Genomic DNA, 13,214 nt, shown 5'->3' with positions numbered 1-13,214 from the left:
TCAAGGGGTCTCGAACGCACCGAGATCCGGCGCCTGGCCCTGGTACGGCAGTCCGACGTTCACCCCCTTGTCGATCAAGGTGCTGGTGGCCGTGGGACGGAGCTGGGGCAGCACGGGCAGGCTCCCGTCGGCTCGGCGGGGCGCGTCCCAGCCGGAGGTCGACACGCTCTGGAACTGGCTGTCAGAGAGGGTGACACCCAGGTTCCACGAGTTGTTCGCGGCGCTCGTGCCGGTCATGTTCGACGTCAGCGTGCCGGTGTAGGCGAGGTTGTTGCGCAGATTGCCCCGGCCGGCGTCGGCGCCGCTGGAGTCGACTCCCAGCATGTTGAAGTCGGGGTGATTGCCGTAACCGGTGTTGTTGAAGTAGTCGTTGGCGACCGGGTGGTGGTTGGCGTAGAACCCGGACGCCCTGTTGAGGAAGGCCACCGACGTGCGGACGGTGTGCTTGACGGCGCCGGCGTCGTAGACGCCCCCGTAGCCGCCCGCCTTGAAGCCGGTTCCGTTGCCGGCCGCCGTGGTCGTGCCCGGCTTGTACCCGTTGCGCCACGCCCAGGAGTTCTCGATGGTCACGGACGAGTAGGCGCTGATGAGGTCGTAGCCGTCGTCGGCGTTCCACCACGCGCGGCAGCCCCGGAACACGTTGCCGGGATGGCCCGCCGAGATGTGCGCGCCGAAGCCGTCGGCGTTCTCCCCTGCCCCGTTGGAGGAGTTGGTGTCGTAGTTGTCGTGCGCGTCGGAGTTGAGGACGAGGTTGCCGCCGCCGTTCTGGATGAACAGGCCGGGTCCCATGTGGTGGTGGGTGTCGATCTGCTCGAAGGTGTTGTTGCTGCCCGAGATCCAGATGCCCCAGGACTCGTGGTTGAGATTGTTGTTCTGTCGTACCCCGGTGACCTCCAGGCCCTTGAGGTGGATCCAACTGCCGGTGACGTCGAAGCCCTTGATCCGGCAGTCGTCCGTCATCCCGGAGAAGTCGAAGACCGGCTTCTCCCCCGGGTAGGCCCAGTAGCGGATCGGGCTCCCCGAACTGCCGCTCCTGTTCAGGGTGATGGCGTCGACCCTGGCCGTCTGGCTCGTACAGGCGCTGTTGGCGCGGGTGTAGCGGTAGGTGCCGCCCCGGAAGTACACGGTGTCGCCCGGCTGGGCGACGGCCTGCGCATGGGCGATCGTCGCCCAGGGGGCCGCCTGTGTGCCCGCGGAGGTGTCGCTGCCGCCCGGGGCGACGTAGTAGGCGTTCGCTGTCGCCGAGTTGCTCACGGCCCCCGAAGCGGCCGGGATCGCGAAGGGGCTCAAGGTGAGCGCCGATGTCAGCAGCACACGTCCGGCAAGCTTGGCAGAATTCATCGTCGACTCCTGGTTCATCCGTTGAGGAATCCGTCCAAGGCCGCCGTGGGCCGCCGCGTGCTCTCGTCCCAGGCCGAGCTGTTGTAGCCGTTGAACGAGGGGTAGCCCTCGGGCTCCCAGAAGAAGGTGCCGAGACCGCCGAAGCCCTGAAGCCCGGTGACGAACGCCTTCAGCGAGTCGCGCACCTGGGTGGGCTTGCCGACCGGCCCGCCGTACTCGACCTGCATCACCGGCTTGCCGTAACCCGACTGGATGGTCCGCATGTTGGCCAGTACGCCCGGCACGTTCCCGCCCTGCGCGTAGGAGGACAGGCCGGTGATGTCCCACCTACCGCCGTTGTCCCGGTAGGCGTCGAGGAAGGCCTGGATGCTCGCCAGGTTCTGCGGCTGCGCCAGGTGCACCAGCACCGGCGTGCTCGGGAAGACCTGCTTGGACATGTCGTACGCGGCGTTCAGCAGGCCGGTCATCTGGGCGGGGCGGCTGACGCTGCCGACCGGCCTGCAGATACCGGAGTTGGTCTCGTTGCCGATCTTCACCCAGGCCGGGGTCACGCCGTAGTACTTGATGACGTTGCACGAGTGGTACACGTAGTCGTACAGGGCGTCGCGCATCTGGCTGTAGGTCATGTTCGCCCAGGCCGCCGGCGGGTTCTGCACCCCGACCGAGTTCCAGGTGTCGCCGAAGTGGAAGCCGATGAGGACCTGCAGGCCGGCGTCCTTGGCCCGCTTCGCCAGCTGGGCGGTCTCCTCGATGGAACAGTGCCCGTTGGCCGGATCGCTGGACGGGTTGACCCAGGTGCGCAGACTGATCGCGCTGATGCCGTAGCCCTTGAGGACGGTGAACAGGTCCTGGCGCACTCCGGCGCTGTTGTTCCAGTAGTAGCCCTGTGCCTCCATCTGGGGCAGCCAGCTGACGTCGGCGCCCCTGACGAAGGACGCGGCCTGCGCCGGGGCCGCCAGGGGGCCGGCGCCAAGGGCCAGCGCGCCGGTGCCGGCCGCCGCGCCGAACAGGACAGTGCGCCGCCGTAAGCCGGAGGGGTCGGTTCGTTCGGGGTCGGTCATGTGGGGGTTCCTCGGTTCGTGAGATCCGGACCGCGGGGCGGCCCGCGTGGGGGTGGGGCGGTACGGAACACCTCCCACCAGCGGGCTGAGCCGCTTGCCGGCCCGTACCGGGGCGGGAGCCGTCCGGGACTTCGCCCGTAGGTCGCCGCCCGCATCGGCGAGGTTGCCGCTGTGGTGGAAACCGCCCTGAGTCTCCGGAACGCGAAAAAGGGCCCCGCAGGCTCTCGCCTGCGAAGACCCTTCGCACCGTCGGGACGACAGGATTTGAACCTGCGACCCCTTGACCCCCAGTCAAGTGCGCTACCAAGCTGCGCCACGTCCCGGTGCACTGCCCGCGGTGGACCGCGGGAACGCGCGTACAGAACTTTACCCCACGTCGGGGGCCGGACCGAAGCCGGCGCCGGGCGCGGGACAATCGGTGTATGGCCAGTACATCGTCAGGACGGCAGACGGGCGCGCGGGACCGGGACAGCGAGGGGCGGGCGCGCAACGCCCGGCCCCGGGACGGGCTCGGGCGACCCCTTCCGTACGGCGCCGACGGCGTCGACCGGCAGCCGGAGGGCGTGCTGCGCACCCCACAGGAGACCGTTGCCGAGGCTCAGGAACTGCTGAACGCGGGGCGCCCCTTCCATGCGCACGAGGTCTTCGAGGACGCCTGGAAGTCGGGGCCCGACGAGGAGCGCGCCCTGTGGCGGGGGCTGGCCCAGCTCGCGGTGGGCCTGACCCACGCGGCCCGGGGGAACGTCACGGGCGGGGCGAGGCTGCTGCGGCGCGGCGCCGGGGCCCTGGAGGAGTGGGCCGTGTCGACTGCCGGGCGGGAGCAGCCTTACGGGATGGATCTGGCCGGGCTGACGGGGTGGGCACGGCAGCTGGCGCAGGACGTGGAGCAGACGGGCGGGGCGGTGGACGCCCGGGTCCGCAGTCCCCGGCTGCGGGGGTGACGCCGGGTGGGCGAGCCTTGCATGTCGCCCGGCAGGCGGGCCCTGCGGCTTGCCAGCCCGGGGGGTGACGCGAGGCGGGCAGCCTGGCACCACGCTGCGGGCGCGACACTCAGGGCACGGGCCCTGCACCTCGGCTGCGGAGGTGCCACCGAGGGGGCGAGCCGCCCCAGCTGCGGGCGCGATGCTCAGCGGGTCCCCCGCACCCCGACTGCGGGGGTGACACCGGACGGGCAAGCCCTCCACCCCAGGTCCGGGCACGATACCCAGCGATCCCCGCACCCCGACCGCGAGAATGACAGCGGACGGGCAAGCCCTCCACCCCAGGTCCGGGCACGATACCCAGCGATCCCCGCACCCCGACCGCGAGAATGACACCGAGCGAGCGAGCCCTCCGCCCCAGGTGCGGGCACGATACCCAGCAGGTCCCCGCACCTCGACCGCGAGAATGACACCAGGCAGGCAAGCCCTCCACAGCGGCAAAGGGCGCGGACCCAGCGCCCGGGCTCTGCACCTCGACCACCACGGGGGGGTGACGCCTGGCAGGCAAGCCGCCACTGCGGCTCTGGGCGCGATGCCCAGCACGGAAGCTCTTCTCCACGGCTGCAGGCCCGATACCCGGCGTGCGGGCCCCCGCCTTGGCTGCTACCCCGAAACGCCGTACGCGAAGCGTCCACCACGGCTGCGGGGCCTACTACCCGGCTAGCTCACGACCCCACCACCCCGCACGCGCGACACCCGGCGTCCGATCCACAGGACCACAGCCGTGGGTGCCCTCGGTGCCGTCGCTGTCAGTGGCGTGCGGCAGACTCGGGGTGTGCGAAAGATTCATGTCATCGGTATCGGCGCGGGCAACCCCGAGCAGCTCACCCTCCAGGCGGTCAGGGCGCTGCGCAGCACGGACGTGTTCTTCGTCCTGGACAAGGGCGAGGTGAAGGGCGATCTCACACAGCTGCGCCGGGACATGCTGGACGCTCACATAGCGGAGGGGTCGTACCGGGTGGTGGAGGCCCGGGACCCGGAGCGGGACCGCGGTGCGGGCGGCTCCGCCTACTCCCCCGCCGTCGGCGACTGGCGCAGCGCCCGCGCCGACATCTACGAGCGGCTGATCGCCGAGGAGCTCGGCGAGGAGGAGAGCGGCGCGTTCCTGGTGTGGGGCGACCCGGCGTTGTACGACAGCACGCTCGGCATCCTGGAGGAGATCCTGGAGCGGGGCTCGGTGTCCTTCGAGTACGACGTCGTGCCCGGCATCAGCAGTGTGTCGGCGCTGGTGGCACGGCATCGCACCGGACTGAACCGGGTCGCGCGGCCCGTCCAGATCACCACCGGGCGGCGCCTCGCCGAGGGGTTCCCCGAGGACGTGGACGACGTGGTCGTGATGCTCGACGCCCACCAGGCCTTCCGCGCGTACGCCGACCAGGACATCGACATCTACTGGGGCGCCTACATAGGCACACCCGACGAGATCCTCGCCTCCGGTCCGATCGCCGAGGCCGCACCCCGGATCGAGCGGCTGCGTGCCGAGGCCAGGGAGCGCAAGGGCTGGATCATGGACACATATCTGCTGCGCCGCCATCCCGAGCAGCGGTAGGCGACGGGAGAACGACAGGCACCCGGTCGGACCGCCCCGCATGCACGAATGGCCCAGCGGTGTGATCGTCCCCTTGGGACAGTCGCCGAGGAGTCCGCGGGATCCGCGGGATCCGCACCGCCTGCACCCCTCGCACCGGCCACCGCCGCCCAGCCGCCCGTGCTGGACTCGCGCCGCCGCAACGTCGTCTTCGTGACGATCATGCTGGGGATGCTGCTCGCCGCCCTCGACCAGACCATCGTGGGTACCGCCCTGCCGACGATCGTGTCGGATCTCGGCGGTGCCGAGCACATGTCGTGGGTCGTGACGTCGTACCTCCTCGCGGAGACCGTGGCGACCGTGCTGGTCGGCAAGTTCGGCGACCTGTTCGGCCGCAAGGTGGTCTTCCAGGTCTCGGCGATCGTGTTCATCACGGGCTCGTTCCTGTGCGGTCTCGCCTCCGACATGTCGTTGCTGATCATCTGGCGGGCGATGCAGGGCGTCGGGGCCGGGATGGTCGGCCATGCCGGCCTCGGCATGATCTCCGCGCGCCGCCGACTGCCGCCCGAGGTGCTGCTGCCGGTCTTCGACCGGATGATCGAGGAGGGTTATCTGACCCGTGACGGCCATCTTTTCTGGCACACCGAGGCGGGCGCGCGCGAGGCCCGGGTCATCGGCAAGGCGTGGGGCTCCTGGCTGGGGGGCCGGGTCCAGCAGGACCTCGGCCGCCCGTCGGACGCGGACTGCGGGCCGCGGTGGACACGATCGCCAAGCGCCTCCTGGTGGAGGACCTGAACACCGGACTGCCGCAGCGAGCACGGGAGTTGGCAGGGAGCACGGCCGCCTGAAAGCCCTGTGCCCGATGTCTGTGGCTCAGCGCACGTCCACCATCCGCTACGTACGGCCTGTGCGGGCCCCGTGGACCGACCGCTGCGCCTGGCCCGCCCCGTGGCTGTCCGCAGGGCCCAGGCACGGAGGACTGTGGGTGTACAACCTCGCCGTGATAGACCGCATGCGGGGCTCCGTCATGGCGAGGTGAGGTCCAGCCACCTCTGGACCCCCGCCACGTCCGGCACCGCCGTCACCCCGTCCGGGAGGGGCGGTCGGCGTACGACCACCACGGGCAGGGCCAGTTCGCGGGCAGCCGTGAGTTTGGCGGACGTGGCCGAGCCCCCGCTGTCCTTGGTGACCAGGACGTCGATGCGGTGGTCGTGGAGGAGTGTCGACTCGTCGGTCACCGTGAACGGGCCGCGGGCCAGGAGGACTTCGGTGCACGGGGGCATGGGCGGCTCGGGCAGCTCCACCGACCGTACGAGGAAGTGCAGTTCGGTGAGGTGGGCGAAGGCGGCGAGCTCCATGCGGCCGGTGGTCAGGAACACCCGTCGGCCGAGTCGCGGCAGCAACTCCGCCGCCTCGTCGAGGGAGTCGACCGGATGCCAGCGGTCCCCCGGTCCGGGCCGCCAGCCCGGGCGGCGCAGTACGACGGAGGGCACGGCGGTCGCCGCGGCCGCCCGGGCCGCGTGGGCGGTGATCGCACGGGCGAAGGGATGCGTGGCGTCGACCAGCGCGTCGACATGCTCCTGCCGCAGCCAGCCGGTCAGCCCCTCCACCCCGCCGAACCCCCCGATCCGCACCTCGCCCGCGACCGTGCCCGGCCGGGTCACTCGCCCCGCGAGAGAGGTGGTGACGCGCACTCCCGGCCGTGACGCGAGCGCGGCGGCCAGTTCGCGGGCCTCGGTGGTGCCGCCGAGGATCAGGATGTGCGGGGACATGGCGGGTAGCGTACGAGGTCAGGGCGCCGCGCGGCAGGCCGGGTGGGGAGCGCCGGGTGACCTGGGCCTGCGGGGCGGCCCGAAGAAGGGGTACCGGGCAAAGGCTCGGACAACGGGCGTTTCCGCCCGCCGGTGGTTATGGTCCGGGCATGGCATCCGTGCGCGCGGTCCTGATCGACATCGACGGAGTTCTCACCGTTTCGTGGGAGCCGTTGCCGGGGGCGGTGGCGGCGTTGCGGGAGGTTCGGGAGGCCGGTCTCGGGGTCGCGCTGGTGACGAACACGACCTCGCGGACGCGGGCGTCGATCGCCTCGGTGCTGGAGAGGGCGGGGTTCCCCGTGTCGGCTGGGGACGTTCTCACCGCGCCCGCGGTCACCGCCGCGTATCTCGCCGATCACTGTCCCGGCGCCCGCTGCACGCTGCTGAACAGCGGGGACATCGCCGAGGATCTCGCGGGTGTCACGCTGGTCGGCGGCGAGGCCGAGGGCGTGGATGTCGTCGTCCTCGGAGGTGCCGGGCCCGAGTTCGGCTACCCGGCGCTCAACCGGGTCTTCGGGCACCTCCAGCGCGGGGCCCGGCTGGTGGCGATGCACCGCAATCTGTACTGGCGCACCGCCGACGGGCTGCAGCTCGACGCCGGGGCCTTCCTGGCCGGTCTGGAGAAGGCCGCCCGGGCGGAGGCCGTGGTCACCGGCAAGCCGTCGCCGGCGTTCTTCGAGGCGGCGCTCGCCCGACTCGGGGTGGGGGCGGACGAGGCGCTGATGGTGGGGGACGACATCGAGTCGGACGTGCTGGCCGCGCAGCGCGCCGGGCTCACCGGGGTGCTGGTGAAGACAGGCAAATACCTCCGGGAGACCCATCGGGCCGCCAGTGGTACGCCCCACCATGTGATCGATTCCTTCGCGGACCTGCCGACGCTGCTCGGCGCGTCAGCGGAGCAGTAGCTGCACGCCGCCCACGATCGTCGCCGCGATCACCAACTGCTCGAAGAGCCGCTGGTTGATCCGGTTCACCGCCCATTTGCCGAGGAACGCTCCGGGCACGACGAACGCCACGAGGGCGAGGTCGAGCAGCAGTGAATGGCCGTCGATCAGGCCGAGGCCGACACTGAAGGGCACTTTGGAGACGTTGACGATCAGGAAGAAGAACGCCGAGGTGCCGAGGAAGCCGAGTTTGCGGAAGCCCGCCGACAGCAGGTACAGCGACATCACCGGGCCGCCGGCGTTGGCGACCATCGTGGTGAAGCCGCCGAGAACGCCGTAGGAACGGGCCTTGACACGGCCCGTCCGGGTGGCGACCGAGTCGGGTTCCTCCTCCGCGTCGGCCGTGCGGCGGCGCCAGACCGTCACGGCGGCCATGAACAGCAGGATCGCGCCGATCGATGTGCGGACGATCCCGTCGTCCGCCCATTGCAGGAACAGCGTGCCGGCGACCACGCCGACCGCGACCGCCGGGAACAGCCGCCAGAGGGTGGGCCAGTGGGCGTGCCGCCGGTAGGTGAGCACCGCGAGCACGTCCCCGGCGATCAGGATCGGCAGCAGGGCGCCGGTGGAGGCGCGGGCGGGCAGCACGGCGGCGAAGATCGCGAGGCTGACCGTGTTGGCCCCGCTCACGGCGGTCTTGGAGAAGCCGACGAGCAGGGCCGCGGCGGCGAGCGCGGCGAACCCCCAACCGGAAATGTGCCAGAGCGTCATCGTGTCCATGCGGAGACCGATGCTAGGTGCAGGTAAGAGATCTTGTCAGTGCCGTCTCGCCGTGTGGTCCTGTGGGCGCGCTCCCGACGGTGCCGCACCCGCGCTCCCGCTGGTGCCGCTCCACCAGCACCGCGCTCCCCTGTCCCACTCCCCCGCACATCGTCGCCAGCCCGGGCGCCGCCCCCGTCCGTCGCATCCGGTGCAGCAGGGTCGTGAGGATGCGGGCGCCCGAGCAGCCCAGCGGGTGCCCCAGTGCGATCGCGCCCGCCGGTCGGGTTGACGCGGTCGGGGTCGATGCCGAGTTCGTCGACGCAGGCGAGGGCCTGGGCGGCGAAGGCCTCGTGGAACTCGGCCTCCTCGATGTCGCCGATGCCCCAGTCCGCGCGGGCGAGCGCCTTGCGGGTGGCGGGGACCGGGCCGATGCCCATCACGTCGGGGTGGACGCCGGCCGAGGCGCCGGCGACGTAACGGCCGAGGGACTCCAGTTCGAGGTCGTTCAGGGCCTTCACCGACCAGGAGCAGGCCCGCCGCGCCGTCGTTCAGGGGAGAGGCGTTGCCCGCCGTGACCTTGCCGCCGGCCCGGAAGACGGGCTTGAGGCGGGCCAGCTTGTCGTAGGAGGTGTCCTCTCGGAGGCACTCGTCGCTGTCGACGAGCACACCGTCGGGGCGCTCCACCGGCAGGAGTCCGTCGTCGAAGTGGCCGTTCTTGCGGGCCTCGGCGGCGAGGCGGTGGCGCGCAGGGCGAACTCGTCCTGTCGTTCGCGCGGGATGCCGTAGCGCCGGGCGACCTCCTCGGCGGTCTCGCCCATGGGCAGCAGGCCGTGGAGTTCGCGCATGGCCGGGTTGACCAGGCGCCGGCCGAGCCGGGTGTCGTGGGTCTCGATCCGGTACGGGAGGGCCTCGTCGGGGCGGGGCAGCACGAAGGGGGCGCGGCTCATCGACTCGGAGCCGCCCGCGAGCACGATGTCGGCCTCGCCGGCGGCGATGGTGCGGGCGGCGGTCGTCACGGCCTCCAGGCCGGAGGCGCCCAGCCGGTTGACGGTGGCGCCGGGCACGGTCTCGGGCAGTCCGGCGAGCAGCGCCGCCATGCGGGCCACGTTGCAGTTGTCCTCGCCTGCCTGGTGGGCGGCGCCCCAGTAGACGCGCCGGGTCGAGCGCGGGCACATCGGCGACCAGGGCGCGGATCACGGTCGCGGCGAGGTCGTCGGGGCGTACGGCGGACAGGGCGCCGCGGAGTCTGCCGATGGGGGTGCGGCGGGCGGCCGCGAAGTGGACGGGGCGCACGATGGGAGTCCTGACCGTCGTCATCGAGGGGCCGAGAGGCTTTAATCAGCACTGCTAGTTTCGGACTGCAGCGCAGCTGGAGCAGACATGGCCGAGCACGTCCTCGCCGGAACCCACGGCCCCCTCACCGTGCGCGAGTGGCCGCACGACCACCCCCGGTACGTGGCCCTCGTGGTGCACGGATACGGCGAACACGTCGGCCGGTACGAGGAGCTCGCCGGGGTCCTCGTGGCGCACGGCGCGGCCGTGTTCGGGCCCGATCACACCGGGCACGGGAAGTCCGCCGGGGAAAGGGTCCTGATCGAGGACTTCGAGGACGTGGTCGCGGATGTGCACGCGGTGGCGGACCTGGCCCGGGGCGCCCACCCCGGCGTACCCCTCGTCATGGTCGGGCATTCCATGGGCGGTCTGATCGCCGCACGCTTCGCCCAGCGGTACGGCACCGAGCTCGCCGCGCTGGTGCTGTCGGGGCCGGTGATCGGGGCCTGGGAGCTGCCGGGGGCGCTGCTCGCCCTCGACGAGATCCCGGACACGCCGATCAGCCCGGCCTCGCTCTCCCGTGACCCGGAGGTGGGTGCGGCCTACCAGGCGGATCCCCTCGTGTGGCACGGGCCGATGAAGCGGCCGACGCTGGAGGCGTTCGCCCGCACCCTGCAGACCGTGTCCCGGGGCGGTGACGTCGGCCCGCTCCCGCTGCTGTGGCTGCACGGCGACGACGACCGGCTGGTACCGCTCGCCGGGAGCCGCACAGGCGTCGAGGAGATCAAGGGGAAGACGTACCTCGAGCGGATCTACGCCGGTGCCCGGCACGAGGTGTTCAACGAGATGAACAAGACGGCGGTCTTCGCAGATGTGACGGGCTTCCTCGACGATGTGCTCACACCCTGAGACACCACTGTTTGCACGATTGCGCCCGGGGCACCCGCGCCCCCATGGAGTGGTTGCGTCGCGCGGCCTGCGTGGGAGAGGACCCCGAGCTGTTCTTCCCCGTGGGCACGCAAGGACCCGCGCTGCGGGACATCGCGGCGGCGAAGCGCGTCTGCGCCCGCTGCCCGGTCGCCCCCGAGTGCCTCGAGATGGCGCTCGGCAGTGGGCAGACCTCGGGCGTGTGGGGCGGCACCTGCGAGCAGGAACGCGACGAACTGCTCCGCACCGGCATTGACCATGCCAGAAGGAGGAGCACGGTATGACTGTGGTCAGGAGCACCCTGCCCGACGCGGCCCGCGAGACGGCCGGGGACGCCCTGCAGAGCACCCTGGTGGATCTGATCGGCCTGTCGCTGATCGGGAAGCAGGCGCACTGGAACATCGTGGGCCCGCGTTTCCGGTCCATCCATCTCCAGCTCGACGAGGTGGTGTCGACGGCCCGCACGTTCTCCGACACGGTGGCCGAGCGCGCCGCGGCCCTTGGTGTGTCTCCGGACGGCCGACCGGAGACGATCGCCGCCGCCTACACACTGCCCGGCTCGAAGAACGGCTGGATCCGGGACGACGACGTCGTCCGGCTGATCGTCGAGACGCTGGAGGCGGCCATCGGCCGGCTGCGTGAGCGCATCGAGACCACCGAGAAGGCCGACCCGGTCACGCAGGACCTGCTGATCGGCATCACCGCCGAGCTGGAGAAGCAGCGCTGGATGTTCGAGGCCGAGAACTGGCCCCGGGACTGACCGGCGCGACCTGCCGGCGCAAAGGCACAGACGGTACCCACGGAAAGGCGCACGCGATGACCGACGCCCTCGAACTCGACGCGCTGTGGGAGGAGTTCCACCGCGCGGTGAACATGACCTCGCAGGAACTGGCCGCCTGGCTGCGCGTCAGCGACGCCGACGAGTCCACGGAGCCGCTGCCGGAGCACGCGGGTGAGCCGACCGGGCAGCATGTCCTCGCGATCCTCCAGAAGCGGCGCACGGACCTGACCGACGAGGACATCGAGGTCATGTACGAGGTCGTGGACACCGTCACCGCCCAGGCCGACGTGGAGAACGAACCCGAGGCCGAGGACACGCTCCGCAGGCACCGGCTGATGTCCGTCGGACACGATCCGCTCAGGCGGTGACCAGGTCCGAACGCGTCGTACGGGAACTCGTCGGCGCGTACGGACGGACGTACGCCGCGGAGGCGGGCATCACGCTGAAGGACACCCCGCAGCCCTTGTACCGGCTGCTGGTGCTGTCCCTTCTGCTCAGTGCCCGCATCCGCGGCTCCGTCGCGCTCGCCACCGCGCGCGAGCTGCACCGGGCGGGACTGCGCGACCCTCGTCGCATGGCCCGGGCCACCTGGCAGGAGCGGGTGGACGCGCTGGGCCGCGGCGGCTATCGGCGCTACGACGAACGTACCGCTACCCAACTCGGCCGGGGCGCCGAGCTGTTGACCGAGCGGTGGAGCGGTGATCTGCGCCGGCTGCGCGCCGAGGCGGACGGCGATCCAGCCGAACTGCGGCGCCTGCTCCAGGAGTTCCCCGGCATCGGTCCCGCCGGCGCCGTCATCTTCCTGCGTGAGGTGCAGGGTGTGTGGCCGGAGGTCGCGCCCTGTCTGGACGGCAAGGCGCTGGCGGGTGCCGAGCGGCTGGGCCTGCCGAAGGATCCCGACCGGTTGCTGGCCCTGGCCGGTGACGCCGGTCCGGACGTCCTGGCCGCCGCGTTGGTGCGTGCGGCGATCGACCGCGAGGTGGCCGAAGACAGCCTCCGACGTGCCGGGTGACATGGCACACTGCTCGCACATCTTGTCGAGCAGAGGAGTTTTGTGTGACCGGGACCGAGCCGGCCGGCCGTCGGATCGACACGAGCAGGCCGCATCCGGCCCGGGTGTACGACTGGTTCCTCGGTGGGAAGGACAACTACCCGGTCGACGAGGAGCTCGGACGGCAGATCACCGCGCAGGGTGACGCTCCCCGGCAGGCGCGCGCCAACCGCCGGTTCATGGAGCGGGCCACGCGGGTCGTCGTACGGGAGGCGGGAATCCGCCAGTTCCTCGACATCGGCTCGGGTATCCCCACCGAGCCCAACCTCCACCAGATCGCCCAGTCCGCCGTACCGGACGCCCGGATCGTGTACGTCGACAACGACCCGATCGTCCTGGCCCACGCGGCGGCCCTGCTGCACGGCACGCCGGAGGGGGCGACGCACTACCTCCAGGCCGACGCGCGCGACCCGCAGCGGATCCTGCAAGGGGCCTCCGCCGTACTGGACTTCGAGCAGCCCGTCGCGCTGTCGCTGGTCGCGCTGCTGCACTTCATCTCCGACGAGGACGGCGCCCAGGAGCTGGTGGACACGCTGGTCGGCGCGCTGGCGCCGGGCAGTTGCCTGGTGCTGTCGGCGATGACGGCGGACTTCGATCCGGACAAGGTGAAGGCGGGCATCGCCGCCTACACGGCGAGCAGGGTGACCCTGGTGGCTCGCTCCCACGACGAGGTGAGCCGTCTCTTCAAGGGACTCGATGTGCTGGAGCCGGGAATCGTGTCCCTCTCCCGGTGGCGTCCGGACGCGCGGGAGGACGGCGAGCTCGTGTCGCTGTACGGGGCGGTCGGCGTCAAGCGCTGAGCCCGCACACCTGCGT

General features: G+C 71.4%; 13 protein-coding genes, 1 tRNA gene and 2 pseudogenes. 10 read left to right on the top strand and 6 right to left on the bottom strand.

From position 1 onward, the window contains the following. From ABZT06_RS01310 to ABZT06_RS01300, 3 genes are all read right to left on the bottom strand, one after another. Entirely contained in the window at positions 1-1,341 is a 1,341-nt protein-coding gene (locus tag ABZT06_RS01310; protein ID WP_355733030.1) for a right-handed parallel beta-helix repeat-containing protein, read from the bottom strand. 14 nt (positions 1,342-1,355) lie between these two features. Then, the gene (locus tag ABZT06_RS01305; RefSeq protein ID WP_355733028.1) at positions 1,356-2,402 is read right to left on the bottom strand and encodes a glycosyl hydrolase 53 family protein; all 1,047 of its coding nucleotides are present in this window, start codon (positions 2,400-2,402) and stop codon (positions 1,356-1,358) included. 249 nt (positions 2,403-2,651) lie between these two features. Next, positions 2,652-2,725: transfer RNA gene (locus ABZT06_RS01300), tRNA-Pro, on the bottom strand. Between the two features lie 99 nt (positions 2,726-2,824). Here ABZT06_RS01300 and ABZT06_RS01295 point away from each other — a divergent pair. The 3 genes and pseudogenes from ABZT06_RS01295 to ABZT06_RS01285 form a co-directional block, all read left to right on the top strand. Then, positions 2,825-3,343 carry a DUF309 domain-containing protein gene (locus ABZT06_RS01295; protein ID WP_355733025.1) on the top strand — a complete coding sequence of 173 codons (519 nt, stop codon included), beginning with the start codon at positions 2,825-2,827 and terminating at the stop codon, positions 3,341-3,343. Between the two features lie 814 nt (positions 3,344-4,157). After that, the gene (cobF, locus tag ABZT06_RS01290) at positions 4,158-4,931 is read left to right on the top strand and encodes a precorrin-6A synthase (deacetylating) (protein ID WP_355733022.1); all 774 of its coding nucleotides are present in this window, start codon (positions 4,158-4,160) and stop codon (positions 4,929-4,931) included. A gap of 201 nt (positions 4,932-5,132) precedes the next feature. Continuing rightward, positions 5,133-5,423: pseudogene (locus ABZT06_RS01285) on the top strand (MFS transporter); the annotation flags it as partial. A gap of 512 nt (positions 5,424-5,935) precedes the next feature. Here ABZT06_RS01285 and ABZT06_RS01280 read toward each other — a convergent pair. Then, positions 5,936-6,682: a cobalt-precorrin-6A reductase gene (locus ABZT06_RS01280; RefSeq protein WP_355733019.1), complete on the bottom strand. Its 747-nt coding sequence runs from the start codon at positions 6,680-6,682 to the stop codon at positions 5,936-5,938. Between the two features lie 149 nt (positions 6,683-6,831). Here ABZT06_RS01280 and ABZT06_RS01275 point away from each other — a divergent pair, with 149 nt between their 5' ends. Further along, on the top strand, positions 6,832-7,626 hold the full coding sequence (locus ABZT06_RS01275) for an HAD-IIA family hydrolase (protein WP_355733016.1): 795 nt from the start codon (positions 6,832-6,834) through the stop codon (positions 7,624-7,626). Here ABZT06_RS01275 and ABZT06_RS01270 read toward each other — a convergent pair. Together ABZT06_RS01270 and ABZT06_RS01265 are read right to left on the bottom strand one after the other, a co-directional pair. After that, entirely contained in the window at positions 7,612-8,385 is a 774-nt protein-coding gene (locus ABZT06_RS01270) for a sulfite exporter TauE/SafE family protein (RefSeq protein WP_355733013.1), read from the bottom strand. The two genes, ABZT06_RS01275 and ABZT06_RS01270, sit on opposite strands and share 15 nt — an antisense overlap. 103 nt (positions 8,386-8,488) lie before the next feature. Then, positions 8,489-9,660: pseudogene (locus ABZT06_RS01265) on the bottom strand (thiolase family protein); the annotation flags it as partial. 87 nt (positions 9,661-9,747) lie between these two features. Between ABZT06_RS01265 and ABZT06_RS01260 the strand changes: the two are divergent. Genes ABZT06_RS01260 through ABZT06_RS01235 form a run of 6 tightly spaced genes read left to right on the top strand, consistent with a single transcriptional unit; the run spans position 9,748 to position 13,198 of the window. Next, positions 9,748-10,548 carry a lysophospholipase gene (locus ABZT06_RS01260; RefSeq protein ID WP_355733010.1) on the top strand — a complete coding sequence of 267 codons (801 nt, stop codon included), beginning with the start codon at positions 9,748-9,750 and terminating at the stop codon, positions 10,546-10,548. A 44-nt stretch (positions 10,549-10,592) separates the two neighbouring features. Then, on the top strand, positions 10,593-10,850 hold the full coding sequence (locus ABZT06_RS01255; RefSeq protein ID WP_355733007.1) for a WhiB family transcriptional regulator: 258 nt from the start codon (positions 10,593-10,595) through the stop codon (positions 10,848-10,850). Next, on the top strand, positions 10,847-11,326 hold the full coding sequence (locus tag ABZT06_RS01250) for a DNA starvation/stationary phase protection protein (RefSeq protein ID WP_355733005.1): 480 nt from the start codon (positions 10,847-10,849) through the stop codon (positions 11,324-11,326). The genes ABZT06_RS01255 and ABZT06_RS01250 overlap by 4 nt, the downstream gene beginning before the upstream one ends. Before the next feature lie 56 nt (positions 11,327-11,382). Further along, positions 11,383-11,715, top strand: a complete 333-nt coding sequence (locus ABZT06_RS01245; RefSeq protein WP_355733002.1) for a DUF3140 domain-containing protein — start codon at positions 11,383-11,385, stop codon at positions 11,713-11,715. Continuing rightward, positions 11,712-12,359 (top strand): endonuclease, encoded by a 648-nt coding sequence (locus ABZT06_RS01240; protein ID WP_355732999.1) that lies wholly within the window; start codon positions 11,712-11,714, stop codon positions 12,357-12,359. Before ABZT06_RS01245 ends, ABZT06_RS01240 begins: the two co-directional genes overlap by 4 nt. Positions 12,360-12,403: 44 nt before the next feature. Beyond that, the gene (locus ABZT06_RS01235) at positions 12,404-13,198 is read left to right on the top strand and encodes an SAM-dependent methyltransferase (protein ID WP_355732996.1); all 795 of its coding nucleotides are present in this window, start codon (positions 12,404-12,406) and stop codon (positions 13,196-13,198) included. Positions 13,199-13,214 lie beyond the last annotated feature (16 nt).

Source organism: Streptomyces sp. NPDC005483 (assembly GCF_040606035.1).
Taxonomy (GTDB): Bacteria; Actinomycetota; Actinomycetes; order Streptomycetales; family Streptomycetaceae; genus Streptomyces.
This window is presented reverse-complemented; position numbering and strand designations above follow the sequence as displayed.

Bases quoted from the DNA above. Each gene is read 5' to 3' on its own strand.
- ABZT06_RS01275 (WP_355733016.1), top strand. From the start codon at position 6,832: ATGGCATCCGTGCGCGCGGTCCTGATCGACATCGACGGAGTTCTCACC.
- ABZT06_RS01245 (WP_355733002.1), top strand. From the start codon at position 11,383: ATGACCGACGCCCTCGAACTCGACGCGCTGTGGGAGGAGTTCCACCGC.
- ABZT06_RS01280 (WP_355733019.1), bottom strand. From the start codon at position 6,682: ATGTCCCCGCACATCCTGATCCTCGGCGGCACCACCGAGGCCCGCGAA.
- ABZT06_RS01250 (WP_355733005.1), top strand. From the start codon at position 10,847: ATGACTGTGGTCAGGAGCACCCTGCCCGACGCGGCCCGCGAGACGGCC.
- ABZT06_RS01260 (WP_355733010.1), top strand. From the start codon at position 9,748: ATGGCCGAGCACGTCCTCGCCGGAACCCACGGCCCCCTCACCGTGCGC.
- ABZT06_RS01270 (WP_355733013.1), bottom strand. From the start codon at position 8,385: ATGGACACGATGACGCTCTGGCACATTTCCGGTTGGGGGTTCGCCGCG.
- ABZT06_RS01295 (WP_355733025.1), top strand. From the start codon at position 2,825: ATGGCCAGTACATCGTCAGGACGGCAGACGGGCGCGCGGGACCGGGAC.
- ABZT06_RS01255 (WP_355733007.1), top strand. From the start codon at position 10,593: ATGGAGTGGTTGCGTCGCGCGGCCTGCGTGGGAGAGGACCCCGAGCTG.
- ABZT06_RS01310 (WP_355733030.1), bottom strand. From the start codon at position 1,341: ATGAATTCTGCCAAGCTTGCCGGACGTGTGCTGCTGACATCGGCGCTC.
- ABZT06_RS01305 (WP_355733028.1), bottom strand. From the start codon at position 2,402: ATGACCGACCCCGAACGAACCGACCCCTCCGGCTTACGGCGGCGCACT.